Source organism: Terracoccus sp. 273MFTsu3.1 (assembly GCF_000383675.1).
Lineage (GTDB): Bacteria > Actinomycetota > Actinomycetes > Actinomycetales > Dermatophilaceae > Terrabacter.
Genome location: NZ_KB911823.1, coordinates 126,513 through 153,240, shown reverse-complemented (window position 1 = coordinate 153,240; position 26,728 = coordinate 126,513). Strand labels below are relative to the sequence as shown.

23 protein-coding genes and 1 riboswitch are annotated in these 26,728 nt (G+C 71.9%); of the genes, 8 read left to right on the top strand and 15 right to left on the bottom strand.

The features are described from left to right. Positions 1-16: 16 nt before the first annotated feature. The 10 genes from H283_RS0113590 to H283_RS28690 all read right to left on the bottom strand — a co-directional run bounded on the left by H283_RS0113590 (position 17) and on the right by H283_RS28690 (position 10,293). Positions 17-1,075, bottom strand: coding sequence for an LLM class flavin-dependent oxidoreductase (locus tag H283_RS0113590; RefSeq protein ID WP_028785579.1), 1,059 nt, complete (start codon positions 1,073-1,075; stop codon positions 17-19). Further along, the gene (locus H283_RS0113585) at positions 1,072-1,842 is read right to left on the bottom strand and encodes a DUF1684 domain-containing protein (protein WP_020144068.1); all 771 of its coding nucleotides are present in this window, start codon (positions 1,840-1,842) and stop codon (positions 1,072-1,074) included. The genes H283_RS0113590 and H283_RS0113585 overlap by 4 nt, the downstream gene beginning before the upstream one ends. Further along, positions 1,839-2,975: an LLM class flavin-dependent oxidoreductase gene (locus H283_RS0113580; RefSeq protein ID WP_020144067.1), complete on the bottom strand. Its 1,137-nt coding sequence runs from the start codon at positions 2,973-2,975 to the stop codon at positions 1,839-1,841. Before H283_RS0113580 ends, H283_RS0113585 begins: the two co-directional genes overlap by 4 nt. Then, positions 2,965-4,905, bottom strand: coding sequence for an FAD/NAD(P)-binding domain-containing protein (locus H283_RS25185; protein ID WP_020144066.1), 1,941 nt, complete (start codon positions 4,903-4,905; stop codon positions 2,965-2,967). The genes H283_RS0113580 and H283_RS25185 overlap by 11 nt, the downstream gene beginning before the upstream one ends. Further along, the gene (gene ssuE / locus H283_RS28640) at positions 4,902-6,035 is read right to left on the bottom strand and encodes an NADPH-dependent FMN reductase (RefSeq protein WP_020144065.1); all 1,134 of its coding nucleotides are present in this window, start codon (positions 6,033-6,035) and stop codon (positions 4,902-4,904) included. Before ssuE ends, H283_RS25185 begins: the two co-directional genes overlap by 4 nt. A gap of 9 nt (positions 6,036-6,044) precedes the next feature. Next, positions 6,045-7,076 (bottom strand): ABC transporter substrate-binding protein, encoded by a 1,032-nt coding sequence (locus tag H283_RS0113565; protein ID WP_020144064.1) that lies wholly within the window; start codon positions 7,074-7,076, stop codon positions 6,045-6,047. A gap of 30 nt (positions 7,077-7,106) precedes the next feature. Beyond that, a complete protein-coding gene (locus tag H283_RS0113560; RefSeq protein WP_020144063.1) occupies positions 7,107-8,111 on the bottom strand; it encodes an ABC transporter substrate-binding protein in 1,005 nt (334 codons plus the stop codon). A 76-nt stretch (positions 8,112-8,187) separates the two neighbouring features. Continuing rightward, positions 8,188-8,958: an amino acid ABC transporter ATP-binding protein gene (locus H283_RS28465; RefSeq protein ID WP_020144062.1), complete on the bottom strand. Its 771-nt coding sequence runs from the start codon at positions 8,956-8,958 to the stop codon at positions 8,188-8,190. Further along, positions 8,955-10,058 (bottom strand): amino acid ABC transporter permease, encoded by a 1,104-nt coding sequence (locus H283_RS28460; protein ID WP_020144061.1) that lies wholly within the window; start codon positions 10,056-10,058, stop codon positions 8,955-8,957. Before H283_RS28460 ends, H283_RS28465 begins: the two co-directional genes overlap by 4 nt. Before the next feature lie 151 nt (positions 10,059-10,209). Beyond that, on the bottom strand, positions 10,210-10,293 hold the full coding sequence (locus H283_RS28690; protein WP_369791901.1) for a putative leader peptide: 84 nt from the start codon (positions 10,291-10,293) through the stop codon (positions 10,210-10,212). 33 nt (positions 10,294-10,326) lie between these two features. Further along, positions 10,327-10,439: riboswitch (SAM riboswitch) on the bottom strand. A gap of 295 nt (positions 10,440-10,734) precedes the next feature. Between H283_RS28690 and H283_RS0113540 the strand changes: the two genes are divergently transcribed. Continuing rightward, the gene (locus H283_RS0113540) at positions 10,735-11,961 is read left to right on the top strand and encodes an acyltransferase (RefSeq protein WP_020144060.1); all 1,227 of its coding nucleotides are present in this window, start codon (positions 10,735-10,737) and stop codon (positions 11,959-11,961) included. Next, positions 11,958-13,331, top strand: coding sequence for an acyltransferase (locus H283_RS0113535; RefSeq protein WP_020144059.1), 1,374 nt, complete (start codon positions 11,958-11,960; stop codon positions 13,329-13,331). The genes H283_RS0113540 and H283_RS0113535 overlap by 4 nt, the downstream gene beginning before the upstream one ends. Positions 13,332-13,398: 67 nt before the next feature. Here the strand turns inward: H283_RS0113535 and rpsA are convergent, their stop codons facing one another. Beyond that, entirely contained in the window at positions 13,399-14,910 is a 1,512-nt protein-coding gene (gene rpsA, locus H283_RS0113530; RefSeq protein ID WP_020144058.1) for a 30S ribosomal protein S1, read from the bottom strand. Between the two features lie 172 nt (positions 14,911-15,082). On the opposite strand from rpsA, the gene H283_RS0113525 reads away from it, so the two are divergent. Continuing rightward, positions 15,083-15,904 carry a class I SAM-dependent methyltransferase gene (locus H283_RS0113525; protein WP_020144057.1) on the top strand — a complete coding sequence of 274 codons (822 nt, stop codon included), beginning with the start codon at positions 15,083-15,085 and terminating at the stop codon, positions 15,902-15,904. Positions 15,905-16,013: 109 nt separating this feature from the next. On the opposite strand, the gene H283_RS0113520 is transcribed toward H283_RS0113525, so the two are convergent. After that, on the bottom strand, positions 16,014-16,931 hold the full coding sequence (locus tag H283_RS0113520; RefSeq protein WP_020144056.1) for a DUF3068 domain-containing protein: 918 nt from the start codon (positions 16,929-16,931) through the stop codon (positions 16,014-16,016). A gap of 216 nt (positions 16,932-17,147) precedes the next feature. Between H283_RS0113520 and H283_RS0113515 the strand changes: the two genes are divergently transcribed. Beyond that, entirely contained in the window at positions 17,148-18,371 is a 1,224-nt protein-coding gene (locus H283_RS0113515; protein ID WP_020144055.1) for an acyltransferase, read from the top strand. A gap of 36 nt (positions 18,372-18,407) precedes the next feature. Here the strand turns inward: H283_RS0113515 and H283_RS25175 are convergent, their stop codons facing one another. Next, positions 18,408-19,253 (bottom strand): 2OG-Fe(II) oxygenase, encoded by an 846-nt coding sequence (locus H283_RS25175; protein ID WP_020144054.1) that lies wholly within the window; start codon positions 19,251-19,253, stop codon positions 18,408-18,410. Positions 19,254-19,402: 149 nt separating this feature from the next. Between H283_RS25175 and H283_RS0113505 the strand changes: the two genes are divergently transcribed. From H283_RS0113505 to H283_RS0113495, 3 genes are read left to right on the top strand one after another with little or no spacing between them, the layout of a single operon-like run. After that, positions 19,403-20,818, top strand: a complete 1,416-nt coding sequence (locus tag H283_RS0113505; RefSeq protein ID WP_020144053.1) for a bifunctional glycosyltransferase/class I SAM-dependent methyltransferase — start codon at positions 19,403-19,405, stop codon at positions 20,816-20,818. Then, positions 20,815-22,845 carry a hypothetical protein gene (locus H283_RS28205; RefSeq protein ID WP_020144052.1) on the top strand — a complete coding sequence of 677 codons (2,031 nt, stop codon included), beginning with the start codon at positions 20,815-20,817 and terminating at the stop codon, positions 22,843-22,845. The genes H283_RS0113505 and H283_RS28205 overlap by 4 nt, the downstream gene beginning before the upstream one ends. Continuing rightward, entirely contained in the window at positions 22,842-23,963 is a 1,122-nt protein-coding gene (locus H283_RS0113495) for a glycosyltransferase family 4 protein (RefSeq protein WP_020144051.1), read from the top strand. Before H283_RS28205 ends, H283_RS0113495 begins: the two co-directional genes overlap by 4 nt. Here the strand turns inward: H283_RS0113495 and H283_RS27785 are convergent. Then, positions 23,944-24,084, bottom strand: a complete 141-nt coding sequence (locus tag H283_RS27785) for a hypothetical protein (protein WP_020144050.1) — start codon at positions 24,082-24,084, stop codon at positions 23,944-23,946. The genes H283_RS0113495 and H283_RS27785 overlap by 20 nt on opposite strands. Before the next feature lie 2 nt (positions 24,085-24,086). Continuing rightward, positions 24,087-25,868 (bottom strand): hypothetical protein, encoded by a 1,782-nt coding sequence (locus H283_RS25170; protein WP_020144049.1) that lies wholly within the window; start codon positions 25,866-25,868, stop codon positions 24,087-24,089. 101 nt (positions 25,869-25,969) lie between these two features. Here H283_RS25170 and H283_RS0113480 point away from each other — a divergent pair, with 101 nt between their 5' ends. Then, positions 25,970-26,722 carry a class I SAM-dependent methyltransferase gene (locus tag H283_RS0113480; RefSeq protein WP_020144048.1) on the top strand — a complete coding sequence of 251 codons (753 nt, stop codon included), beginning with the start codon at positions 25,970-25,972 and terminating at the stop codon, positions 26,720-26,722. The last annotated feature ends 6 nt before the right edge of the window (positions 26,723-26,728 follow it).

The window sequence follows — 26,728 nt, the reverse complement described above, 5'->3', positions numbered from 1 at the left end:
TTGCGGCTTTGGTGCGTCAGGCATTCAACGTGTGTCTGAACTCCTGTCGTGACGGGTGCTCTCGCCGCAGGACGGGGGCCACGTTTGCGAAGAACCGCTCGACGCTGCGCCGGGTCACGTTCTCCGGCAGGCCCGGCACGTCGAGCGAGACACCGGAGAGCTCGTGGCCGAAGGCCTCCCGGTAGCGCCCGATCTTGTCGACGACCTCGGCGGGCGAGCCGATCAACGCGGAGCTGTCGCGGGCGTACTCCTCCAGCGTCGAGAAGGGCAGACGGTTGTGCACGGCCCCCGGCGAGCGCCGGAACGCCTCGAACGCCGGCTCGTAGAGACGCAGCGCCTCCTGGGTCGTGTCGGCGACGAGGAGCCCGAGGAAGCCGGCACCGACGACCGCGTCGGCGGGGTCGTGGCCGTGCGCCTCCCACCGCTCGCGGTAGTGCCGGACGAGGGCGGCGTACGTCTCCAGGGGGTGGAAGCCGTTGGCGGAGAAGAGCGGGTCGCCCCAGCGAGCGGCGAGCTCGGTCGACTCGGTCGAGCTCGCCGAGCCGTGCCAGACGGGGATGGGCTGCTGGAGCGGGCGCGGTTGGGTCGTCGCGTCCACGAGCGGGGGCCGGAAGCGTCCCGACCACGTGACCCGCTCCTCGCGCCAGAGCCGGCGCAACAGCTCGTACTTCTCGGCGTTGCGCTCCCACTGGCCCTCGAGCTCGTAGCCGAAGAGAGCGTTCTGGTCGGGGTCGTTGCCCTTGCCGATGACGACGTCGAGCCGCCCACCGCTCAGGTGGTCGAGCGTCGCGTAGTCCTCGGCGACGCGGACGGGGTCGAGGAGCGAGAGCACGGTCACGGTCGTCATGAGGCGGATGCGGGACGTGTGCGCTGCCACGTGCGCGAGGACGACGGGCGGCGAGGACGAGACGAAGCGCTGGGCGTGCCGCTCCCCCACCCCGAACGCGTCGAAACCGAGCTCCTCGGCCCAGACGGCCTGGCGCGTGACGTGCTCGAACGCCTCCGTCTGGGAGCGGGCAACCCCCGTCACCGGGTCAGGGCTCGTGTCGAGCAAGGTGTACGTGCAGAACCTCATGCCGGCCGCTTCTCGCCGGCTGTGACGGGCACGGCGATCCGGTTGCCCGTCACCGGCCCGGGGCACGTGCCGTACGCGGTGAAGGCGAAGGGGAGGTTGACGGCCCGGTTGAAGTCGACGACGACGTTGCCGTCGGGGTCCGGGGCCGACGTCGTGACGGTGCGCCAGGGCGCCGAGAGCGCACCGTTCGTCGTGTCGTGGAAGAGGAGTCCGAGGCCGTCTCCGGCGCCGACCGCGCTGAGACGGTGCCGCACCCCATCGATGTCGACGTCGACCGTGCCGACGACGGTGGCGTGCTGGACGAGGTCGTCACGGGCGGTGCGCACCTCCACCCGCGCCGGAGGGTCTGCGGCCGTGAACCGTCCGGGGCGCACCCAGTCCGGATCGTGCTCCCACGTCGGCACGCCGTCGAAGGCCCGACGCGTCGTGGCCTGCGGGTCCCGGGTCCGCACCGCGAGCCGCCCACCCCTCCGGAGCAGCTCGACGACGCGTTCGCCGTGCCGCACCCAGAGCCGCGACCCTGCCTCCTCGACGTCCGCCGTGGCCCACCCGACGACGGGCTCGCCGTCGACGCTCAGCCCCTCGCTCGCGGTCGCTTCGACGATCGCACCCGCCCCGTCGGCCCACCACCGGCCCGGCAGGCCGGGCAGGCTCGTCGGGCGGTCCGGCAGCCACGCGAAGCCGGTCAGCGAGAGCCAGCCGTGCTCCTGGACGAGATCGCTCTCACGAGCGGCCCGCCACGCGAGCCACTCGCCCCTGGCGCTCATGCGACGGCCTCACGGTCGGCCGTCGTCGTCACGGCGCTCGCCGCCTCCCGACGCGCGACCTCCTCGCGCACGAGCGGGATGACGTGCCGCCCGACGTCCACGGCGTCGTCGTAGAGGTGGTAGCCGCGGGCGGAGAAGATGCGCACCCCGAGGTCGTAGTAGTCGAGCAGCGCCGCGGCGACGGTCTCGGGCGTGCCGACGAGGGCCGTGGAGTTGCCGCCGCCACCGGTCGCGGCGGACGTCGCGGTCCAGAGGGCGCGGTCGTGGCGCTCCCCCGCCTCCGCGGCCGCGAGCAGCCGCTGGGACCCTGTGTTCTCCGGCTGGGACCCGTTGCGGCGCAGTCGTCCCCGCGCACTGGAGGCGTCTGCGGCCTGGTGCGCGTGGATCTCGCCGAGCGTTCGCTCGGCCTTCTCCCAGGCCAGCTCGTCCGTGGCGCCGAGGATCGGACGGAACGCGACCTGGACCGTCGGGAGCGGGCGCCCGGCGGCAGCGGCCGCGGCGCGGATCGTCTCGATCTGCTCCGCGGTCCCGGCGAGTGGCTCGCCCCAGAGGGCGAAGACGTCCGCCTCCTGTGCACCCACGGCGTATGCCGCCGGGCTCGACCCGCCGAAGGAGATCCGTGGGCGCGGGGTCTGGAGCGGCTTGATGTCGGCGAGGAAGTTCTCGAACCGGTAGTGCTCGCCGTCGAAGTCGAACGGCTCGTCGCTCGTCCAGGCCAGCTTGAGGATCTGGATGAACTCGCGGGTGCGGGCGTAGCGGGCGTCCTTGTCGAGGTGGTCACCCTCGGCGGCCTGGTCCGCCGTGCTGCCGCCGGTGATGACGTGGACCTCGAAGCGACCGTTGCTGATGTGGTCGAGCGTGGCGAAGGTCTTGGCCGTCAGCGTCGGGTAGGCGGTGTTGGGCCGGTGAGCCACGACGAGGTTGAGCCGCTCGGTGTGGGCCGCCACGTGCGCGGCGACCTGGGCGGGGTCGGGCGAGCCGGAGTGGTAGGCGAAGAGGACGCGGTCCCACCCGTTGTCCTCGTGGGCGCGGGCGAGCTTGACGGCATACGGCAGGTCGAGGGCGCCCGCGCTGCGGGCCCTCGTCTCCGTGCCGTCGTGGTTGGCGGCGATGCCGAGGAACTCAACTGGCATGGCGGTGGTCCTTGTCTCTCGTGGTGGGAACGGGGTGCGGGGCGAGTCGGAGGCGGGCGGCGGCTCGGTCGCTCACGGCGGCGGTGAGCAGGTCGCGGGCGACGGCGTCGTTCTGGCGGAAGCCGGGCCCGTTGAAGCGGGGTCGGGAGAAGCCTCCGGCGCCGGCAGAGCCCGACACGGCGGGCCCGAGGAGGTACCGGCGTGGGTGCACGGTGCCGTCGGCACGGACGGCGCGCGCCCTGGCATCGGCGACGAGCTGCCCCGCACCGAGGGCTGTGCCGTCGGCGGCCACGACGGGTCGCGAGCGCAGCTCGCCCCCGGCCAGCAGCCGGGCGACGAGGGGGTCGGTGACGAGGGCGCTGTCGGGGCGGGGCAGCCGCGCGTCCACGGCGGCCCGCGCCCGAACCACCCGGTCTCCGGACCTCCCGACGAAGGCACCGTCCTCGATCCCGAGCTCGAGGTCGGGGCCGAGGAAGCGGACGACGCCGGCCCGGTGCAGCGCGAGCAGCTCGGCGAGCCGGCGAGGCGGCGGCCCGCTCGCGAGGAACGAGAAGAGCCCGTGGAAGTGGCCCTCGACGTGGCGGACCCGGTCGTCGTCGCGGAGGCGGCCCGACACCACGAGCTCCGCCAGGGCGGCATACACCCCGAGGAGCGTGTCGAAGACGGCGCGGTCGCTCGACCGCGACGGGTCGGCGCGCCGGGCGACGTCGAGGCGGATGTGCTCGGCGACGACCCGCTCGACGTCGGCGGGCGGCGTGGCGTCGGTGGTGACCGCACGGAGCGGGCGGTCGATCCGCCCGATGTCGAAGACGTCCTCGGGGTCTGCGAGGTGCGTCAGGGCGACGGCTGTGAGCTCACCGCTGGTCGCGTCGGCCGTGACCAGGGCGCGCTCCAGCGCCTCGAAGGTTCCGCGGGTCCGCTCGGGATGGGCTTCGAAGAGCCGGCGGTAGTGCGCCGCCGCGAGCTCGAGCACGACGAGTGGCCAGACCTGGGTGCGGTAGTCGAGGGCCGCAGCGCCCCCACCGAGGGCGGTGAGGCGCTCACGGGTCAGGTGTCGCAAGGGCGCTGGTCCGTAGGCGGCGGCTCGCACCTCGTAGCCGAGCTTGGCGTGGTACGGCACGCCTCGACGGGACCCGACGTGCAGGACCGGCTCGCGTCCGCTCGGGTGGTACGTCAGTTGTGCGCCCTCGCCGGTGAAGGTCCCGCCGCGGCCCTCGCCGAGGAGGACGACGAGGTCGATGAAGGCCAGACCCATGCCGCGCACGACGACGGGCTCGCCCGGACGCAGGCCCTCGAGGTCGAGGTCTGCTGTGTGACCCGGCGGGACGTAGGTGAGCCCCTGGGATACGGCGGCGTCGAGCAGCCGCTGCTCGTCCGGCGCGGGCGCCTGGTCGAGGTAGCCCTGGGCGAGCACGACGAGGTCGCCCTCGAGCAGCGGACCACGGGCGAGGGTGACCTGCTGCTGACCACCCTCGGCGTCGGACCCGTGCAGCTCGACGGCCCGGTCCGCATGGACGTGGACGGTGACGTGCCCCGGCAGGGTCGAGACGACTCGTCGCCAGGCCCACTCGAGGTAGTCGGCCTGGACGACACGCGGCGCGAAGTCACGCGCCGACAGGGCCGCCGCGGCTGCGCTCGCGTCGGGGCCGGCCGCCCACTCGGCGAGCGACGGCCCGGGCACGACCGGACCCTCGCAGGTGACGGACGCGTCGGTGAAGACCGTGACGTCCTGCGCCTCGGAGTTCATCCAGAGCAGGGGCGACTGAGCCGTCCGCCAGATGCGGCCGCCGCCCGGTGGGTGCGGGTCGACGACGTGCACCTCCACCCGCTCCCTCGGGCTGCCCACCACGCCGGCATTGGCACCGATGCGCTCGACGAGGCCGAGTGCGCGTGGCCCGGCGCCGACGACGATGATCCGTCGGTGAGTCACGCCGCGCCCCAGTCCGGGTAGGAGCGCAGAGCCGCGGTCGCCGGGCCGCTGACGATCGAGCGACCGGATCCGTCTGCGGCCGAGGCGGATCGCACGGTCCCGGCGGGCAGCTCCTTGTCGAAGGCGTGTGGGCCGATCGACTCAGGCTCGGCGTGCAGGTCGAAGGCCGGCAGGTAGCCGGCCGCGAGGTAGAGGGCAAGGGCCTCCGGCTGGCGCGGACCCGTGGTGAGGTGGATCCTCCGGTAGCCCAGGCCCGCCGCGGCCTTCTCGAGCTCGAGCAGGACGCGGCGAGCGAGCCCCTGTCGCCGGAACTGGGCATGGGTCCAGACCCGCTTCACCTCGGCCGTGTGGTCGTCGTAGCGCCGGATCGCACCGCCGGCGATCGTCCGCCCGCCTCGGAGGATGACGACGAACGCCCCGTGGGGCCCCTCGAAGTCGCTGACCGGGACCTCCGTCAGCCGGGTGTGCGGCGTCGACAGGCCGTAGCGCGTGCCGTACTCGACGACGAGGTCCTCGAGCAACGGGGCCGCGACGTCGTCGTGCGGGGACACCCGCAGCACGACGTCGTCATCGAGGGCGGGCGACTCCTCGCGTCGGTGCCGCGCGACGTGCGTCAGGAACGACTCCGTCACCTGGTGAAGAGCTCGGGACGCGGCCTCCGAGAGCAGCACACCCCCGTCGGACGGGAAGACCTGCACGTCGGAGGCGAGGACGAACCAGCCCTGGGTGACGTGCTCGGCGCCCAACGACACGAGGACCGGCCGCAGCGCGTAGTCGACGGCGAGGACGTGCGCCGCGCTGCCGCCGGTGGCGACGGGCAGCACCGACTTGCCGCGCAACGCGTACTGCGGGAGCAGGTCGAGCAGCGTCTTGAGCAGTCCGGTGTAGGCCGCCTTGTAGACGGGGGTCGTGACCACGACGGCGTCCGCCGCGTCGATCTGCGCGACGACCGCAGCGATCTGCGGGTCGGTCACGTCGGCGGCCAGCAGCGCTCCGGCGGGCAGGTCACGGATGACGACACGCTGGACGTCGTGACCGCGCACGGTGAGACGGCGTTCGATGTGGCCGAGGACGGCATCCGTCCGCGAGGCCGCGGACGGGCTCGATGCGAGGGTGACGATGGTGGCCATGTCAGTGCCTCACCTGCCGGAGGTCTCGGTCGGCTTGGGCAGCCCTGCCGGGTTGACCTCGGAGGCCGGCACCGCCTCGGCCGTGAGACCCCAGCGGGCGAGGACCTTCCCGTAGCTGCCGTCGGCGATGGCGGCGTTGATGGCGTCGGAGATGGGCTTGGCCAGGCCGTTGCCCCGCTTCGTCAGGACCCCGACCTTCCCGGGGATCGGGAAGCTCGACGACACGGTGCCGACGATCTGCGTCTTCCCGGCCGTGACGACGTGGCACGTCGCCGTGGGGTTCGGGCCGAGGTAGAGGTCGATGCGGCCGGAGTCGAGGGCGAGGTAGTACTCCGTCGTGCCCTGGTAGTAGACGAGCTCGGCAGGTGCCCGTCCGGCCTTCTCGTTCTCCTCGTTCCAGCGCAGCAGGATCGCCTCCTGCAGGGTGCCCGACCCGACGGCCACCTTCTTGCCCGAGATGTCGGCCGGCCCCCGCACGTGCAGCGTCGAGCCCTTCTTCGCCTCGAACGCGTGCAACCCGAGCCGGTACGTCGCGAAGTCGTACTTCTCCTTGCGTTCCTCCGAGACGCCGACGTTGGAGATCGCGACCTGGTACTTGCCCGAGTCGATGCCGATGAAGAGGTTCTCCCAGCTCGTCGTCTGCACGTCGGGCTCGAGACCGAGGACGTCCGCGACGAGGTGGGCCACGTCGACCTCCACCCCGATCGGGGTCTTGTTGTCGTCTGCCGTGAACGCCAGAGGGGGTATGCCGCCGCCCGCGCCGCCGCTGCCGATGACCAGGGTGCCCCTGGCCCTGACGTCGGCCGGCAGCGTCGCCGCGATCTCCGGGTGCAGGGTGCCCACCGGGCGCTTCGCGTCGGCCGAGGTGTCGAACGAGACCGGGAGGACCTTCGAGTCGCCGAGGGCCTCGGGGTCCACCTGCGTCGTCCCGGTGCCGACCGGGTCGGCGCACGCTCCGAGCACGCCGACGGTCGACAGGACGGCGGCCGCGACGACGAGTGCGCGGCGTCGGGCATGCGCGTGGGTCTTAGTGTGCTGCATGGTGGTTCGTCTCCTGGATGGTGAAGGGGCTCAGTCGGTCTTGGGCAGGCCGGGCGGGTTGATCTCGGACTTCTCGAGGCCCTCGCTGCTGAGGTTCCAGCGCTGGAGGACCTTCGCGTAGCTGCCGTCGGCGATCGCCGAGTTGATGGCGGCGGCATAGGGCGCGGCGAGACCCGAGCCCTTCCTCGTCAGCACGGCGATGAGTCCCTGGAGGGAGTCACCGGCACCCGAGAAGTGGCCGATGGCCTCGGTCTGGCCGGCCGTGGCGACGTGGTAGGCGACGCTCGGGTTCGGGCCGAAGTACGCGTCGATCCGGTGCGACGCCAGGGCCAGGTAGTAGTCCGTCTGCGACTGGAAGTACTTCACCTCGGCGGGCGGGAGGCCGGCCTTGACGTTGGCCTCGTTCCAGTCGAGCAGGATCTTCTCCTGGTTGGTGCCGGACCCGACGGCGATGGTCTTGCCGGCGATGTCCTTGCCGCTCGTGACCCTCCACGTGCCGCCCTTGGGAGCCTCGAAGGCGAGGTCGTCCTTGCGGTACGTCGCGAAGTCGTACTTCTCCTTGCGCTCCTCCGTGACCGTGACGTTGGTCAGGGCGACGTCGTAGCGCCCCGAGTCGATGCCGAGGAAGACGTTCTCCCAGCTCGTCGCCGGCGTCTCGACCCGGAGGCCGAGCTTGTCGGCGAAGAGGTGCGCGAGGTCGACCTCGACACCGATGACGGTCTTGTCGTCGTCGGCGGTGAAGACGAGCGGCGGCGTGCCGCCCCCCGCTCCGGCGTTGGCGGCCGTGATCGTGCCCCGCGCTCGGACGGCCGCGGGCAGCAGGGCCGCGGCCCTCTCGTCCTTCGTGGCCGTGATGCGCTTCTGGTCCGGCGAGGTGTTGACGGCCGGGACTGCCTGAGCGGTCGAGCCGGCCGCCCCGCCCGAGCTGGCCTCGGCTGCCCCGGAGCAGGCGGCGAGCGCGACGGAGGCGGCGACGGCGAGGACGGTGACGGCATACGTCGTCGGGCGGTGGACGGGGTGGGGACGTGCGGGCATGAGGACTCCTCTCGGCACCCGGGGGTGCGAGTCGTGGGTGGCCCGGTACGGGCCTGAGGGGTGCGGGGTGGTGGTGTCAGAGAACGCGGTCGAGGAAGGCTCGTGTGCGTTCGTGGGCAGAGTGGTCGATGACCTGCTCGGGCGGTCCCTGCTCGACGACGCGGCCGCCGTCGAGGAAGACGACGGTGTCCGCGACCTCGCGGGCGAAGCCGATCTCGTGCGTGACGACGACGAGGGTGGCCCCGTCGCGGGCGAGCTCCTTGATCACGGCGAGGACCTCACCGACGAGCTCCGGGTCGAGGGCCGAGGTCGGCTCGTCGAAGAGGATGACGTCGGGCTGCAGCGCGAGCGCTCGGGCGATGGCGACTCGCTGCTGCTGACCACCGGAGAGCTGCCGCGGGTAGGCGGCAGCCTTGTCCGCCAGACCGACTCGCTCCAGGAGCGCCCTGGCCTCGACCTCGACCTCGGAGCGCCTGCGGTGCTGCGCCGACACCGGCGCCTCGACGACGTTCTCGAGGACGGTGAGGTGCGGGAAGAGGTTGAACTGCTGGAAGACGAAGCCGATGCGGCTGCGCTGGCGCAGGATGTCGCGCTCGGGCAGCTCGTGCAGTCGGTCACCCGCCTGTCGATAGCCGATGAGGGTACCGTTGACCCGGACCTGCCCCCGGTCGGTCTTCTCGAGGTGGTTGATGGTGCGCAGCAGCGTGGACTTGCCCGACCCGGAGGGGCCGAGGATGACGGTGACGGTGCCCTCCGCCAGCTCGAGGTCGACGTCGTCGAGCACCCGGTGGGCGCCGAACGACTTCGTGACCCCGCGGAGGTCGACGGCTGCGGTGGGGGCGGTCATCGGGAGACCCCCTCGGGACGACGGGCTGCCTGGGTCGCGATGCCGGCCCACCGGGCCCGGAGCCGCTGGAGCGGTGTGGGTGGCAGGGACCGGGCACTGCCTCGGGCGAAGTGCCGCTCGACGTAGTACTGCCCGATCGACAGGAGCGTCGTGAGGATGATGTACCAGACCGTCGCCACGAGCAGCAGCGGCACGACCCGGGAGTTGCGGCCGTAGATCACCTGCACCTGGTAGAAGAGCTCCGGGATCGCGAGCACCGAGACGATCGAGGTGCCCTTGAAGAGGCTGATCACCTCGTTGGCGGCGTTGGGCAGGATCGAGCGCATCGCCTGCGGCAGGACGATCCTCGTGAACTGGCGCCGCCGCGGGATGCCGAGCGCCGAGGCCGCCTCTCGCTGCCCCTCGTCGACGGAGAGGATGCCGCCGCGGATGATCTCGGCGGCGTAGGCCGCCTGGTGCAGGGCGAGGCCGAGCACTGCGGCGCCGAGCGCTCCGAAGAGGTCGTTGGTCTCGACGCTTCCGAAGGACGGCCCGAACGGCAGCCCGACGCTGATCGTCTGGTAGAGGTAGGCGATGTTGAACCAGAAGAGCAGCTGGACGATGAGCGGGATCGACCGGAACGCCCAGATGTAGGCCCATGCGACGGTCCGCAGGAACGCGTTGGACGACAGTCGCATGGCTGCGAGCACGAGCCCGAGGGCGAAGCCGGCCACGGTTCCCAGGACGGTGAGCTGGATCGTCGTGCCGAGGGCCCGGATGACGGTCTCGGTGGCGAAGTAGCGACCGAAGGTCGCCCAGTCCCAGCCGGGGTTGGTGACGAGGCCGTTGACGAACATCGCCAGGAGCAGCCCGACGCCGGCGACCCCGACCCAGGTCCACGGGTTGCGGCGCGGGACGACGGTGAGGACCGGCCCGCCTCCGGACAGCGGGACCGAGTCTGCTGCCGGCTCCGCAGCAGCCGGGGCGGCGGAGGTCGACGCTCGAGGGGGCTGCGGGGGCTGCGGGGGCTGCGGGGGCTCGGCCGGCGGAGGCGCCGACGACGAGGTCGAGGACGTGGTGGTCGGCGGCGCTGAGCGCCGGACCGTGGAGAGGGATGGCACGTGAGGCTCCTGAAGGGATGGCTCGGGCACCCGCCACCGGACGGGAGGCAGGGAGCGGCTGCGGGGGTGCGTGCTGGCGACGGGGCTGCGGGATCACCGCTGGGCCACGGGCGCCGACCGGCCGACCGAGGTCTCGGCGGGCAGGACGTCGTCAGGGACGACAGAGCGCGCTGGACACGCGGAGCAGGTCGACGTGGCGGCGGAGCACCAGATGGGTGCTCGTCGTGCGCGCCATGTCGGCTCCTCGGTCCTGGACCCGACCACTGCGAGTCCGCGCTTGCCGTCGCCTGCTGGCGACGGCCTGGTCCTCACCCGGAGCACCCCGCCGCGGTGGAGGGTTGCTGTCCAGCGAGCCGGGGCTTGACGCTGGAACTCTTGACCTGTCGACGACACTACGAAGCCCGCCGACGCCCCGTCAATCGCCGAATCGGGCATTTCCACTCGGGCGAGGCACCCTCACCGAGCGACGCCAGGGCGCGAGTTCCTTTGCCTCTCAAGCCTTTTCGGCGGCAACGTCACGTCGCCACCTTCCCTAATTCCTATGCAATCAGTCGGAAATGCGTCATCGCCTTTCATGCATCCTGAGACAGCCGGCCCGCCTTCCCCCTCCCCCGGGTCGCCTCGGAGCGTCACCGACCCGCGCCGCCTCCGGCTACCACCGGGTAGTCTCACGCGCGTGACTGCCGGACCAGGTCGCACGGACGCGCCCGCCACGAGCCCACCGACACCTGTCGGCACCGGGGCCACTCGCCGCATCGCCGCGCTCGACGGACTGCGCGGTGTCGTCATCGTGCTCGTGGTGCTCGGTCACGCAAACGGCAACCTGTGGCCGACCGACCTCGTGCTGCCCGTTCCCGTCGTCGGAGGCTTCTTCGGCGGCGGCGCGGTGTCGCTGCTCTTCGTCATCGGCGCCGTGATCGTCACCCGGGGTCTGCTGCGCGAGCACGATCGCGGGGTCATCGACCCCGTGCGCTTCTACGCCCGACGCGTCGTCCGCCTCGGCGTGCAGCTCATCCCCTTCGCGGTCGTGATCCTGGCGCTGCACCGACTCGACCCCACCGACCCGACGAGCGACCGGACGACGCACCAGTCGGTGCTCAACGTCCTCACCTTCACGTGGAACTCCTACACCGAGCAGCACGCCCTCGAGGCTCGGCCTGACTTCTTCCACCTGTGGTACCTCAGCGTCCAACAGCAGTGCTACCTCGTGCTCCCCCTCCTCGTGGTGCTGCTCGGAGGCCGGCGACGCGCCCTGGCGGGGCTGCTCGGCGCCCTCTTCGTGGCCGTCACCGTGTGGCGCTACCACGTGTTCGCCACCGACGGCTGGGTCGTCGCGCACAGCTCCACCACGACCCGCTCGGACGGACTCGTCCTCGGCGTCCTCGTCGCCGTGGCCCTGCCGTGGCTCGTACCGCTCCGCCATCTGGCCGGCCGGGCGATGACCGCCAGCGCCGTCGCACTCGTCGTCCTCGTCGGGATCCTCCAGGAGCTCCCGCCCTTCCAGTACCTGCACGAGTGGGGCGTCGTCTTCACGCTCGTCGGCGGCGTGCTCGTGGCGACGGTCTTCCTCGATCCCGCCCCCACCGTCACCTCGCGCGCGCTCTCCAGCCGACCCCTCGGCTACCTGGGCCGGGCGTCGCTGGCGATCTTCGTCTGGCACCTCCCGGTGTTCGCCATCGTCGCACGGCACACGACCACGTGGCAGTGGCCGACCCGGACGGTCGTGGCCGTCACCCTGCTCGGGCTCGTCGTGGCCTCCTCCCACCGGTTCATCGAGGAGCCGACGCGGCGCTGGCTGGCCACCCACCTCCTCCCCCGCCCCCTCGAGGCCGCCCCCGGGGCGCCACCCGTAGCGGCAACGGCACGCCTGACCTCACCGTCGGCCCCGGTGGTCGAGCCATGAGCACCCGTCCGCCTGCACCGCAGCAGCACCCCGGGGGCTCGCGCCTGGCCGTGCTCGACGGCTTCCGCGGCATCGCCATCGTCCTCGTCGTCCTGTCGCACCTCGGCAAGGTGTGGCCGGAGCAGCTGCGTCCCGACCTCGGCCCCGTCGCCGGGCTGTTCGCCGCCGGCAGCATCGGGGTGACGATCTTCCTCGTCGTCGGTGGGTTCCTCGTGACCCGGGGCATGCTCGCGGCCCGGTCCCGGGACGGCCTCCGTGGCCCGATCGTGTCGTTCACGCGCCGGCTCGTGAGGATCAGCCTGCAGGTCTACCTCCTGCTCGCGGTCGTGGCCGTCGTCGCCGAAATCGACCCGACCGACCCGAACTCCCGGTCGGCCACGAACAGCTCCCTGTTCGCGGTGGCGACGTACTGGTGGAACGTCTACGTCCGCACGCATGCGCTCGACGCACGGAGCGACCTCGGACCGCTCTACTACCTCAGCATCGAGCTGCAGTTCTACGTCGTCCTGCTCGTCCTCGTCCTGCTCCTGTCGCGACACCGGCGGGTGCTCGCGGCGCTGCTCGCCGCGGCCATCCCCGTCGTGACCGCCTGGCGGTGGTACGTCTACGACACGCAGGGCTGGTTCGCCGCCTCGCTCATGACCAGCACCCGCATGGACGGCCTGCTCTACGGCGCGTTGGCGGCGTTGCTCGTCGACCTGCTGCCCGACCGCCTCCGCGACGGCCTCCGGCGCCAGTCGGCGCCGCTCGTCGGTGGCGCGCTCCTCGTCGTCGTGGGCGTCGTCGTCTCGTGCGCCTTCTACGACATCGGCGCGTACTTCAAGGTGCAGGGCATCGTGCTCACGGCCGCGTGCGCCCTGCTGGTCCTCGGGTGCGCGGCGCCGCTCGACCCGAGGGCGTATGCCGTCCGCGCCCTCTCGGAGCCCCGGCTCGCCTGGCTCGGGGCGGCGTCGCTCAGCATCTTCGTGTGGCACGTCCCGATCTTCGAGCTGACGATGCGCCACACGCCCGACTGGCCCCCTGCGGCGCGAACGGCCGTCGCCGTGGCTGCCCTCGCGGGCGTCGTCCTCCTTGTCGAGCGGTTCGTCGCGCGACCGGTGACGCTCATGGTCCGGCACGTCGGGACGGCCCGCCCCGTCACCCCGCCCGTCGTGGGGCCGAGCGGGTCGACCGCCTCGACGCAGGCGGCCACCCAGCCGGCCGTCCGGCGCGGTCCAGCGACCGAGCCGGTCGCCACGGTCGCTACGGCCGCTGCCGTCGCGCAGGGCGCGTCGCTCGCTCCCGTCGCCCGGGTCGCAACGGTCCAGGAGCGCGACGACTGGGACGACGGGTTCGAGGACTTCGACTACGACGGACCCGTCCGGGACTGAGGCCGCGACGCACGAGAGCCCCGGACCGTGTCGGTCCGGGGCTCTCGGGTGTTGCGCGTGACTGGCGTCAGTTGCCCGTCAGCTTCTCGCGAAGCGCAGCGAGCGCCTCGTCCGAAGCCAGCGTGCCCTCGGCCGGGGCCGGGGCGTTGCGCGGGGCGCGCTCGCCACGGTCGGCGTCGTCGGCCTCGGCCACGTCACCGGTCGCGGACGAGTACGACGTCGCGGAGCCGGCGTTGGCCGCAGCCTCGGCGTCGGCCTTCGTCGCGGCGTCGACCTGGGCCTTGTGGGCCTCCCAGCGAGCGTGGGCGTCGGCGTACTGACGCTCCCACTTCTCGCGCTGGGCGTCGAAGCCCTCGAGCCACTCGTTCGTCTCCGGGTCGAAGCCCTCGGGGTACTTGTAGTTGCCCTGCTCGTCGTACTCGGCGGCCATGCCGTAGAGGGTCGGGTCGAACTCCGACGCCGCGACGGCCTGGTCGTTGGCCTGCTTGAGCGACAGGGAGATGCGACGACGCTCGAGGTCGATGTCGATGACCTTGACGAAGATCTCGTCGCCGACGTTGACGACCTGCTCCGGCAGCTCCACGTGGCGCTCGGCCAGCTCGGAGATGTGGACGAGGCCCTCGATGCCGTCCTCGACGCGAACGAACGCACCGAACGGGACGAGCTTGGTGACCTTGCCGGGGACGACCTGGCCGATGGCGTGCGTGCGCGCGAAGTGCTGCCACGGGTCCTCCTGCGTCGCCTTCAGCGACAGGGAGACACGCTCACGGTCCATGTCGACGTCGAGCACCTCGACGGTGACCTCGGTGCCGACCTCGACGACCTCGGACGGGTGGTCGATGTGCTTCCACGACAGCTCGGAGACGTGCACAAGACCGTCGACGCCGCCGAGGTCCACGAACGCACCGAAGTTGACGATGGAGGACACGACGCCCGAACGGACCTGGCCCTTCTGGAGCTCCTTGAGGAACGTCGTGCGCACCTCGGACTGCGTCTGCTCGAGCCAGGCACGGCGCGACAGGACCACGTTGTTGCGGTTCTTGTCGAGCTCGATGATCTTGGCCTCGATCTCCTTGCCGACGTACGGCTGGAGGTCGCGGACACGACGCATCTCCACGAGCGAGGCGGGCAGGAAGCCGCGGAGGCCGATGTCGAGGATGAGACCACCCTTGACGACCTCGATGACGGTGCCGGTGACGACGCCGTCCTCTTCCTTGACCTTCTCGATCGTGCCCCAGGCGCGCTCGTACTGCGCACGCTTCTTGGACAGGATCAGACGGCCTTCCTTGTCCTCCTTCTGGAGGACGAGGGCCTCGACCTCGTCACCGACCTTGACGATCTCGCCCGGGTCGACGTCGTGCTTGATGGACAGCTCGCGCGAGGGGATGACGCCCTCGGTCTTGTAGCCGATGTCGAGCAGGACCTCGTCCCGGTCGACCTTGACGATGCGACCCTCGACGATGTCGCCGTCGTTGAAGTCCTTGATGGTGGCGTCGATCGCCGCAAGGATGTCTTCCTGAGAGCCGATGTCGTTGATGGCGATCTCAGGCGCGGTCTTCTCGACCGTGTTGGCAGTCATGTAGTAGGAACTCCGATTGTGGACAGTTAGATTGGGGACCTCGCGGCGGCGGACCTGACGGCCTGCGCCTCGATGCCTTGTGGACAGGTGCAACATTGATCGTGCGCACACGGATGTGCTCGGCAATCCTATCCGCGCTGTCACCAGCCGGTCAAAAGAGAGCACGTATGCCGTGAGCACGCCCACCGAGGCCACCCGTCGTCCCGCTCCCCCGGACGAGACGGCCGCCGCGAACCGCACGTGGTGGGACCGCGAGGCTGCGTCGTACTACGTCGAGCACGGGTCGTTCCTCGGCGACACGGACTTCGTCTGGGGACCGGAGCGGCTGCGCGAGGAGGATGCGCAGCTGCTCGGCGACCCGGCCGGCCAGGTGGTGCTCGAGATCGGCGCCGGCTCGGGCCAGTGCTCCCGCTGGCTCGCGGCCCACGGCGCGACCGTCGTGGCCACCGACCTGTCGGCCGGCATGGTCGCGACCGGCGTGGCGGTCAACGCGGCGCTCGGCGACAGCCCCGAGGCGGCCTCCCGCGTGCCCTTCGCCCAGTGCGACGGGCGCGCCCTGCCCTTCGCCGACGCGTCCTTCGACGCCGTCTTCACGGCATACGGCGTCGTGCCGTTCGTCGCGGACTCCGCCGTCGTCATGGCGGAGGCGGCCCGCGTGCTGCGACCCGGTGGACGCTTCGTCTTCTCGACGACCCATCCCGTGCGGTGGGCGTTTCCCGACGACCCGGGTCCAGCCGGGCTGACGGCACGCCACTCCTACTTCGACCGCACGCCCTACGTCGAGCAGGACGACCGGGGCCGCGCGACCTACGTCGAGCACCACCGCACGGTGGGCGACCGGGTGCGGGAGATCTCGGCGGCCGGGCTCGTCCTCGTCGACCTCGTCGAGCCCGAGTGGCCCGCGGGGCACGAGGAGCCGTGGGGCGGCTGGTCTCCCCTGCGTGGACGGGTCATCCCGGGTACGGCGATCTTCAGCTGCCGCAAGCCGGGCTGAGGGGATCGTGCCGGGCGACCCGGGTGACCCGGGCCGCGCGCGCCGACCCCGGACGACGGCGTCCCGACGCCGAGACGGCGACGGGACGACGGTCGGGGCGAGCGGAGCGTCAGGCGTTCGCGGGCACGCGGTGGCGCGAGGCGTCCCCGGTCCGGGCCTCGCTCTGGCGCAGGACGAAGCCGCCGAAGAGGGCGAGGACGCCGCCGACGAGGCCGACGAGCGGGACGGTCGAGGTGAGCAGGGTGAGCTTGCTCGCGTTGGCCTTCGCGTCCTCGACGTTCTTCGCGACGGTCTCGGGCGTGAAGCCGAACGTGAGGTCGAGCACGGTCTGGCCCGAGGCGGCCATGCTGCGGGTCTGGTGCTCGGTCTGCTTGAGGATCGAGCCGGTGACGGAGTCGACCCACATCGTCTTCTCCGTGGAGTACTTCCCGGCGTCCTCACCGATCGTGATGTCGCCGTCGACGATGCGGACGACGTACTTGTGCGTGCTGACGCCGTCGAGGTCCTCCTCGCCCTGGAAGGTCGCCGGGACCGCGCGACTCGTCAGGCCGTCCCAGAACTTGTAGTCGGCCTTCTCCGGGTGGAACGGGAACTTGTTGATGAGCCCCTCGTGCTTCTTGGCGTCGGCGGGAAGGTACTTCGAGTCGTTGACCGCGAGCGCCGTGACCCGGTCGGTGGCGAAGACGTCGGTGCCTGCGGACACGAGCCGCTTGTCCGGGTCGTCGGCCGAGACGCAGTCGGGCGCGGTGCCGTCGGGGTCCTTCACGAGGCACGACGAGCTCTGCATGACGACGACGGAGCCGTCCGACTTCGAGGTGTCGGAGTGCGTGACGCTCGTCGCCTTGACGGGCGTCGCCTGCAGCGCCGTCCCGTCGAAGAGCTGGGCGTCGCCGGACAGCCGCGTCACGGAGTTGACGTTGAGAGGAGTCTTCTCGACCTGGCCCGGCACCCAGAACCGGGCGATGAGCCCCCCGACCAGCAGGAAGGACCCCAGGAAGAGCAGGATGATGCTCAAGACCTTGCGCACCGAGCGACCCCTTCGTCGACGGCCGTCTGACCCAGGTTCGGGCTTCGTCCGGCTTCAGTTCGGCGAAACCCTACCAGCGAGTACCCCGCGGCGCCCCGTGCTCGACGCGCCAGTTCGTGCAACGTTTCGGCAACCCTGCCCCGGGCGTGTGACGTGGCAGCCCGAACCGAGCGGTCATGGTGCCCCCGCCGCCCGGATGTCACTACAGTGCGGGCCATGAACGCCGAGATGAAGGACGGCCCGGTGTCGTCGGCACCGCGACGGCTCGCGCCGCTCGACGGGGTGCGCGGCATCGCCATCCTCCTCGTGGTGCTCTCGCACGGGTGGGCGCTCTGGCCGACCACCGGCATCGAGGCCTCCCCGGTCGTCGGGCTCTTCCGCGCGGGCAACCTCGCGGTCACGATCTTCTTCGTCGTCGGCGGCTACCTGCTGACCCGCTCGCTCCTCGGGGAGGTCGAGCACACGGGCCGGTTGCGGGCGCGCACCGCGACGGTGCGGCGCTGGGCGCGGGTCAGCGCCCACGTCTACGCCCTCGTGGCCGCCGTCCTCATCGTCCACACGCTCGACGACACCGACCTCTACGACCGCTCCAACCTGCGCCAGTCAGCGGTCCGCATCGTCACCTACACGTGGAACTGGTTCCTGCGCGACAGCCCCCTGCTGGCCCGCCCCGACCTCGGGCACCTCTGGTACGTCTGCGTCTACCTGCAGGTGACGGTGCTGCTCATCATCGTCGTCAAGCTGCTCGGTCGACGGCGCGTCGCGCTGCTCACGCTGATCGCCGTCACCCTCGTCGCCGTGACGCTGTGGCGCTCCTGGGTCGTCGACGCGGAGGGCCTCTACAGCGCGCTGCTGCGCACCACGACACGCATGGACGGGATGCTCTGGGGCGCCCTGGCCGCGGTGGCGATGCCGTGGATCCGGCAGAGGGTCCGTCGCTTCGCCGCCGTCCTCATGCCCGTGGCACTGCTCGGCCTCGTCGCCCTGATGCTGACGACCGGCCACGACGAGACGTACTTCCGCTGGCAGGGCGTGCTCATCAACCTCGCCGCGGTCGCCTTCGTCGTCTCGGCCGTGACGCTCGCCGCGCCGACCCGACTCAGCGGCGCGCTGTCCTGGCGCCCCTTCGTCGTCCTCGGCAACGCGTCCATGGCGATCTTCGTGTGGCACTACCCGATCTTCTGGGCAGTGACCCGTCACACGACGTCGTGGTCGTGGCCCGCGCGAACGGTCGTCGCCCTCGCCATCACGGCCGCCTTCGTCGTCGTGGCGCAGCGGCTCGTCGAGCGCCCGCTCCAGACGTGGCTCGCGCACCCCAGGTGGGACCGCCGCCCCGCTGCCGGGCCCGCCACGACGGCGGCGCCCTCCTCGGACACCCCCTCGCCCGCAGAGCCCGGGACCCCCGAGACGACGGCACCGACCGACGCCGCGCGCAGCTAGCTCGCGTCCCCCTCGACGGCGTCGACGTCGGACCGGTCAGCCCTTGCGACGGAGCCGGTCGACGCGGACCAGCCAGCGCTGGGCCGTCTCGTCCGTGACGCCGAGCCGGCGCTTGGCCCGGTCGAAGAGGTCGACGGCCTTCTTGTCGGCCCAGATCGCGACCCTCTTGGCACCGTCGTCGGGGCGCGCCCGGTAGTTCGTGGCCCGCCGAACGGTCTGCTCCTCCTGGGTGAAGTAGTAGAGCGCCATCGACCGTCGCGCCACGTCCTCGGGGCACAGCAGCGGGTCCGGGTGGCCGTGGAAGCTGTCGTGCGACGTCGTGAAGACGAACATCCGGTTGCCCTTGGGCGTGACCGTGCCCTGGACCGCCGTCATGTCGCGGTCCCAGAGCTCGAGCTGGCCACCCCACTCCTCCTGCCACTCGTCGTTGAGGTAGAGCAGGATGTTGACGCGCCGTGCCCAATTCTCGTGCGTGTGGTGCGTCGAGAAGTCCGCGTGGATGTTGAGGTGACCCCCGCGCAACGTCTGGTGGAGCCCACCGCCGTCCATCGACCAGTCGGGGATGAGCCCCTCGATGCCGGTGAGGCGCTCGAGGTAGGCGACGAACTCCGGCGACACGAACTCCTTGGCGACCGCCGTCAGGGTCGAGCCCCAGGTGTCGGGCAGGGTGTTGGAGTACTTCGTCTCGTTGACGTGCAGGTAGCCCTTCCAGAAGGGGTCGTCGATCCCCGGGAACTCCTCCACCGCGGCGGCGAACGCCGCGGGGGTGAGCACGTCGTCGAGGACGATGTGCGGGTAGGGAGGAGCGGCCGCGTAGCGGGCCGCCGACTCGTCGAGATCCGCGGTGAGCGACCCGACGTCGATGAGGGACAGCGCTGTCATGCGCGGAACTATCGCACAATATTTCCCGCGAGTAACTTGCAGCGCTAGACTCCGCGAAGTTTCGTCGTCGGCTGCCCCGTGGGGCACCGTCCGGGAGGTCAACGGTGCTCACCCCAGCTCATGCACGTCCGTCCAGCACGCCCAAGCGCGTGGGTGTCCTCGTCGTCGCCTACAACGCCGCGACGACCCTCGCCCGGGTCCTCGACCGGCTGCCCGAGACGTTCATCGCCGGGGTCGACCACATCCTCATCGGCGACGACGCGAGCGTCGACGACACGCATGCGGTGGCGACGGCATACCAGAGCGGCTCCTCGCTGCCGCTCACCGTGGTCCGGCACCCGGAGAACCTCGGCTACGGCGGCAACCAGAAGGCCGGCTACCGCTGGGCCATCTCGCACGGACTCGACGTCGTCGTCCTGCTGCACGGGGACGGGCAGTACGCCCCCGAGGTCATCGAGGACCTCGTCGAGCCGCTGCTCGCCGGCGACGCCGACGCCGTCTTCGGCTCACGCATGATGCGCCGCGGCGCGGCCCGCGCGGGGGGTATGCCGGCCTACAAGTACGTCGGCAACCGCATCCTCTCGACGATGCAGAACGCCCTCACCGGCCTCGAACTGACGGAGTGGCACAGCGGCTACCGCGCCTACCGGGTCGACGCGCTCGCCGACCTCGACCTCGGCGCGTACTCCGACGACTTCGACTTCGACACCGAGATCATCCTGGGCCTGCACGCCGCGGGGAAGCGCATCGTCGAGGTCCCGATCCCCACGTACTACGGTGACGAGATCTGCTACGTCAACGGGATGAGGTACGCGCGCGACGTCACGGCTGACGTCGTGCGCTTCCGCGCCGCCCAGATGGGCTTCGGCAGCGGCTCGACCGGCCTCGACGAGACCGCCTACGCCCTCAAGCCGTCACCGCACTCGTCCCACGGGCGGCTCCTCGGCTGGCTCGGGCGCCGCTCCCCCGGCCGCGTGCTCGACGTCGGCTGCTCCGACGGCCAGTTCGGCGCCCTCGTGCGCGAGCAGGGTCACCACGTCGTGGGCGTCGACATCGTCAAGCACGACGGCGTCGGCGACCGCCTCGACGACTTCGTCGAGGCCGACCTCGAGCGGGGGCTGCCCGACACCGGTGAGCCGTTCGACGTCGTCGTCGCCGCCGACGTCCTCGAGCACGTCACCGATCCGGCCCACCTGCTCAAGGACATGACGGCCGCGCTCGCACCCGGTGGGCGGATCCTCGTGTCCGTGCCGAACTTCGGGCACTGGTACCCGCGAGGTCGTGTCGCGATCGGACGGTTCGACTACGACCAGCGCGGGCCGCTCGACCAGGGGCACGTGCGCTTCTTCACCCGGCGCAGCTTCGAGCGGCTCGTCACGTCCAACGGTCTGCGCATCGTGGCCCGCGACACCGTCGGCTCACCCGTCGACGTCCTCGCCCGAGGCCGTGAGGAGACCACCGTCGGCGCCGTCGCCAACGGCGTCGCCGCGGCCGACCGGGCGGCCACGCGCGTGTGGCCGACCCTGTTCGGCTACCAGTTCCTCTACGTCCTGGAGCGGGTTTGACCTCAGCGCTACGACAGCGGCGCGCGCAGGTCGCCACCGCCGTCGGGCTCGTGGTCGGCGGCGTGGCGTTCTACCTCACGCTGTTCGACTTCCGGCTCGACCCGACGCGCACGGCCGTCGGTCTCGGCTACGCCTCGAACTTCTTCGACCTGCAGGCCCAGGCCTTCCTCGACGGCCGGGTCGACGTCCCGACCGGCAGCCTCGGCATCGAGGGCTTCGTCATCGACGACCGCACCTACATGTACTTCCCGCCGTTCCCGGCCCTGCTCCGCCTGCCCGTCCTGCTACTGACCAACGCCTTCACGGGGCGGCTCAGCCTCGTCTCGATGGGCCTCGCCTGGGCCGTCCTCGCCGTCATGACGGTGCTGCTGCTGTGGCTCGTGCACCGGTGCCTGCGGGGGACGCGGCCGGTCACGATGCTCGAGGCCGTCGCCGCGGCCGTGTTCCTCGCCGCGGCGACCGGCGGCACGGTGCTGACCTTCGACGCCGCGCTCCCGTGGGTCTACCACGAGGTCTATCTCTGGGCGGTCGCCCTCGTGGTGGGTGCCCTCTACTGGATCGTGCGCACGGTCCTCGAGCCGACGCGGAACCATGCGCTGTGGCTCGGCGGCTTCGCGCTGGCCAGCGCCCTGACCCGCACCACCGGCGGCTGGGCCGTGTGCCTCGTCGTCGGCGGCGTCGGAGTGTGGACGGCCCTCGGCCGGTACGGCCCGGAGCGCCGTCCGACCTGGCGCATCGTCACGCTCGCGGGCGCGGTGCCACTCGCGGTGGCCGTCGCCTACAACCAGCTGAAGTTCGACCACCCCTACCTCTTCCCGCTCCAGGACCAGGTGTGGACGTCGGTCAACGAGCATCGGCGGGACGCCCTCGCTGCCAACGGCGGGACCATCACCGGGCCCCAGTTCTTCCTGACCTCGCTCGTCAACTACTTCCGACCCGACGGCGTGCGCCTCGTCGACTACTTCCCGTGGATCACCCTGCCGGGCGAGCCGGCCCGCGCCTACGGCGGCGCGTACCTCGACCAGTTCTACCGGACGGGCAGTGTCACGGCGTTCATGCCCCTGCTGCTCCTCCTCACCCTCGCCTCGCTGCCCGTCCTGCTGCGTCGCACCGATTCCATCGAGCGACGGGCGCTGCGACCTGCCGTGCTCGCCGGGTTGCTCGTCACGGGCGGGGTCATGGCCTACGGCTACGTGGCCTACCGCTACACGAGCGAGTTCGTCCCCGTCCTCGTCGTGGCGGGATCCGTCGGCCTGTGGGGCCTGACGGGGCTGCTCGAGCGCCTCCCTCGCGCCGTGCGGGCGGCGGCGCTCACGGCGTCGGTCGTCCTCGCGTGCTTCGGCATCGCCGCCAACATGCTGACCGGTGTGTCCACCGCCGCGACCACGCACCGTGGCGAGGACCTGCGCGAGTTCGTGGCCACCCAGGCGCGCGTCAGCGGCGGCCCGGGCTCGGCTCTCAGCCGGCGGGTCACCCAGTCCGACGACCTGCCCGCGAAGGGTGTCACCGACGAGCTCCACGTCCTCGGCGACTGCGACGCGCTCTACCTCAACACCGGTGACGCGTACGAGCCGTGGATCCTCGTCGAGGCACGCCCCCAGGTCGTCGAGGTGCGCGTCGACGACCGCCTCCGGCACGGACGCGTCCTGCTGTTCACGGTCCACGGCACCGTCGACCGGCACGTCTACCTGGAGACCAAGGACGACAACTACGCGCGCGTCGTCATCACGACGCAGGCCGGCAACTACGCCGGTGAGTGGTTCGCCGTGTACCGCGACTCGACCTTCCGCGTCGGCATCGGCGTGGCGAGCGACCTCGGGTTCGCCGAGGTCACGTCCACGCCGGGCGGCTTCGTGGGTTTCGTCCCCTACATCGAGTGGGATGCGAGCTGGAACGCCAGACCGGGGACCATCACGCCGTCCTTCTACGGCACCCGCGCGTTCGAGAAGCTCGGCGTCACCATGACCCGGGAGCAGGGCCTGCCGCTCGACCTCTGCCACCGCCTCCTGGCCGACGCCCGCGCGTGAAGGTCACCTTCCTGACGTGGCGCGACCCCGGCCACCCCGACGGGGGCGGCTCGGAGGTCTACGTCGAGGAGATCGCGCGTCGGCTCGCGGCTCGCGGGCACGACGTCACCGTGCGCAGTGCGGCGTACGCCGGTGCGCCCGCCCGGGAGACGGTCGCGGGTGTCCACCACCGCCGCTCCGGCGGCCGGCTCACGGTCTACGTCCGTGGGCTCGCGCACCTGATGACGCGCGAAGGGAGGGACCGCGACGTCGTCGTCGACGTCATCAACGGCCTGCCGTTCGCGTCCCCACTGCTCCGACGCCACGGCGTGCTCGCGCTCGTGCACCACCTGCACCGCGAGCAGTGGGCGATCATCTACCCGGACTGGCGAGGACGTCTCGGCTGGTTCGTCGAGTCGCGGGTGACGCCCCTGCTCTACCGCACGGTGCCGGTCGTGACGGTGTCGGAGCACTCTGCGGCCGACCTCGCACGGATCGGCGTGGAGCGGCCACGAGTCACGGTGGTGCGCAACGGTCTCGACCACGCGCGTCGGTGCCCCACGGTCCCGCGGTCGCGGAGTCCGCGGATCGTCGTCCTGGCGCGACTCGTGCCGCACAAGCAGATCGAGCACGCGCTCTGGGCGCTGGCTCAGCTGCGCAGCGAGGTGCCGGACCTGGCGCTCGACGTCGTCGGTGACGGCTGGTGGCGCAGCCACCTCGTCGAGGAGACGACTCGCCTGGGCGTGACCGACCTCGTCACGTTCCACGGTCACGTCGAGGACTCGACGCGCGACGCGCTGCTCGCGAGCGCCTGGGTCATGCTCCTGCCATCCGTCAAGGAGGGGTGGGGCATCGCCGTCACGGAGGCCGCGGCCCAAGGGACGCCGACCATCGGCTACCGCCAAAGTGGCGGCCTCAACGAGTCCGTCGTCGACGGGGAGACAGGGCTGCTCGTCGACGACCGGGCCGGGCTGCTCGCCGCGACGCGCCGCCTGCTCGGTGACGCCGGGCTACGGTCCGCCCTGTCCGCCGAGGGCGTCCGCCGCTCGCGACTGCTCGACTGGGACGACAGCGCCGAGCGCTTCGAGGAAGCGCTCGGCGAGGTCGGCGTGGACCGCGTCAGCGGTCGCCGTAGGTGATGATCTCCTGGCTCGCGGGGTTGGTCGCGGGCGGCGCGGTCTGCGACGACACGAGACCGAACAGTCCGACACCGGCAAGCACGGCACCGGCCACGATGGGGCCGACAACCTTCGTGAGCATCCTCAACTCCCTCTCTGGGTCCGGGGCAGCATACCAGCGAGTAGCCCGCGGCGACGGCTGAAGCGGTGGCGGGTCGTGAGGACCAGCGCGGCCAGGACGAGAGCAGCCACGAGAGCGTCCACGGACACCACGGTTGCGACGCGGAGAGCTCCCGGATCCGGCTGGAGCACAACGGGATCGGCAGACTCGTAGAGCTCGAGATGCGCACCGCGAAGGCGCGCCACGTAGCCGGCGGGCAGGGCCGGGTGAGCGCTCGAGTCTGCCTGGACGAGGAGCCAGCGCACGCCGAGCCGGCGCAGCTCGTCGCCGGCCGCCACTGCGCCTCCGGGCCGCCCGGCTCTGGCCAGGGCCGTGCCGACGGCCGCGGACCGTCCGCTCTCACCTCCAAGGGTCACGGGACCCACGGAGAGCCGGTCGGACATGACCACGTCGACGTCGAACCACCGGGACGCGGGATCGTAGACGGCGAGTGGAGACCCCCACGGGAAGACGCGGTACGGCGCCCAGGGCAGCGAGGCCATCGACCCGTCGGTCCCGTCGACGACCTGGGCCACCCGAGCGAAGTCGTCGGGGTAGTCCACGGGGCGCACGGTGGGCCAGACGACCCGGGTCGCGTCCGGGAGCACCACCAGGGGGAGCAGCACCGCGACGGTCCCCATCGTCGCGACGAGACCCGGAGATCGCTCCCGTGCGGCACGGAGGAGGCCGTCGACGACGGCGCCGAACGAGAGGACGACGAGGACGACACCAGGTAGCAGCCACTTCTGCCCGTCACGCACCAGGCCTGCGCCCGGCACGCCCTCGACGAGCCGCCGCACGAGGTCGGCCCCAGCCGGGACGGTCGCGGCGACGGCGAGCCCGAGCCCGACCCCGGCGACCACGAGGAGACGGGGTGCGGCCTCCGGGAGCAACCGACGCAGACGAGGCCACCCGAAGCCGAGGACGGCGACCACGAGCACGGAGCCGACGTGACCGAGCACCCCGCTCCGGCTGGGTGGCACCGAACCGGCGTCCCAGACCCCGCCGAGCCCGAGCAGGCTCCAGAGGGCACCACCGGGTCGCTCCGCCCTCGCGGCGAAGGCGTCTACGGCGGCAGGGTCGCCCGTCGCTCCGGCCGCGCCGAGCAGGGCAGGGACGAGCCACGGCAGCTGGACGACCGCGGCCACGGCGACGGCGAGACGACGCGTCCCCCTGGTCGAGGCCACGACGACCCCGAGTGCACCCGCCACGACCGCCCCGGTCGGCGTCACCGACGCGAGGGCCGAAGGGAGGAGGAGGACTACTGCGGCGCGGACCCGGGTTCCCCCCTCCTCGTCCGAGACGCGACGGAGGCGTACGGCGGCCGCGACGACGGCGAAGCACGCGGCATACGCGCTGAGCAGGGCCCACTGCCCCAGCGCGAGCCGCTCGACGACGAACGGGTTCCACACCGCGAAGCCCGCTGCCGCAGCACGGGCCACGGGGTGGGCGCCCTGAAGGAGCCGGTGGGCGGCGCCGCCGGCGAGGACGAGGACCCCGACGAGGGTGACCCGGGCGAGGACGTCGCCGCCCACGACGAGGTCGGCCAGGGCGACGAGCGCATCGAGGGGGACGGCGCGTGCCGGGGTGTCGCCGAGACCGAGCCAGGCGAGCCGGAAGGGCTGGTGCGGCGTGAAGACGAGGTCGCGGGCGAGCGGGTGGCCTGCGCTGCTGAGCAGCGGCCACAGCAGGAGGGCCGCGAGAACCGCGACCCACAGGTCGAGGGCGGCGGGCACGAAGCGGCCAGACCGTGCTCGCGGGTCCATGCGCCTCCCTCGGTGGACCGGGCCGCGCCGCCTCACCACGATGCCGGTGTCGTGCCCCTCTACGCTGGGCCGACCCACCCTAGAACACCCGGAGGAGCCTCGTGAGCCACACGACCGGCGCCGGCGACCCCCGCCCGGCCGCTGAGCCCGGGCACGACGGGTTCGACGCGGCCTTTGCCCTCGCCGACGAGGTCGAGGGCTGGCTGACCCGCGACCAGGCCCGAGCCCTGTGGGACGCCGCGGCGGCGCTGCCGCCCGGGGCCCACGTCGTCGAGATCGGCTCGCACCGGGGACGCAGCACCGTCGTGCTCGCCCGAGCACTCGCCCGCTCGGGTGGACGACTCACGGCGGTCGACGCCTTCGTCGAGGGTCCCCGCTACGGCGGCGCCGCGACCCGTGACGTCCTCACGGCCAACCTCGAGCGCGCCGGCGTGGCAGCGGTCGTGGACGTCGTCCCGTCGCGCAGCCAGGATCTCCGGGCCCGCTGGTCGGCGCCCGTCGACCTGCTCTGGGTCGACGGCAAGCACGACTACTGGACCTGCAGCGACGACCTGAGGTGGACCGAGCACCTTCCCCTTCACGGACGATGCCTGGTCCACGACGCGTTCTCGAGCATCGGCGTGACGACGAGCCTGCTCGTGCACGTCCTGCCGTCCCGGCGCCTGCGCCTGACCGGGCGGGTCGGGTCACTGGCCCTGCTCGAGGTGGCTCCGCCCACCGCAGCCGACCGCCGACGCTTCGTCGCGCAGCTGCCGTGGTGGGTGCGCAACGTCTTCCTCAAGGTCCTACTCCGCCTGCGCCTCGGCGGCGTCGCGCGTCGACTCGGTCACGTCGGGCCGTTCGACCCGTACTGACGGGTA